This is a genomic window from Rathayibacter sp. Leaf296, from assembly GCF_001423045.1.
Lineage (GTDB): Bacteria > Actinomycetota > Actinomycetes > Actinomycetales > Microbacteriaceae > Rathayibacter > Rathayibacter caricis.
Window position 1 is genome coordinate 225,584 of record NZ_LMNR01000001.1, and the last position, 547, is coordinate 226,130.

A 547-nucleotide genomic window follows, 5' to 3' on the forward strand; every position below is an offset into this window, starting at 1 on the left:
CGAGGAGCCCGACTTAGGGTCCAGAGCATCCCGGAGGAACCGCGTGACCGACCCGGAGCGCGGAGGACCCCGGGTGCGACGAGGGGAGTCGACGATGTCGAGGGACGATGTGGCGCCGGGGCGGTTCGCGCGCTTCGTGAAGTGGGTTCCGCGGGCGGACGGCTGGGAGCCGCAGTACCTGCGCGGGCGCGTGATCGCGAAGCGGGACGGCGAGTGGATCGTCTCGGTGAACGGCGAGGAGAAGCACGTGGTCAAGAAGGAGTGGAGCGTCTACCGCTGACGCTGCTCTCGGAGGACGGGAGGAGGGCGGCGTGAGACTGCCCGATCGACGCAGCCCCGAGGTCCGCGAGGCGCGACCCGGGGTGTTCGTGCTGGAGCTGCGGCGCACGCGCACGCGGCCGGCGCAGGAGCTGGGCGTGCTGGTGCGGACGGGGCCGACCTGGACGGTGCTGAGCCTGGAGGGCGTGGCCGCGGGGGTGGGCACGTTCCACGAGGCGGTGTCGACGCTGACGCCGGCGCAGGCGTGAGGGGGGGGGGGGGGGGGGGG

The 547-nt window shown here is 73.9% G+C and carries 2 protein-coding genes; both read left to right on the forward strand.

Features of this window, described 5'->3' with window-relative positions; all coding sequences use genetic code 11:
• Positions 1–94: 94 nt before the first annotated feature.
• Positions 95–280, forward strand: coding sequence for a hypothetical protein (locus ASF46_RS19000; protein WP_146168385.1), 186 nt, complete (start codon positions 95–97; stop codon positions 278–280).
• 31 nt (positions 281–311) lie between these two features.
• Positions 312–527 carry a hypothetical protein gene (locus ASF46_RS01010; RefSeq protein WP_055785431.1) on the forward strand — a complete coding sequence of 72 codons (216 nt, stop codon included), beginning with the start codon at positions 312–314 and terminating at the stop codon, positions 525–527.
• Positions 528–547 lie beyond the last annotated feature (20 nt).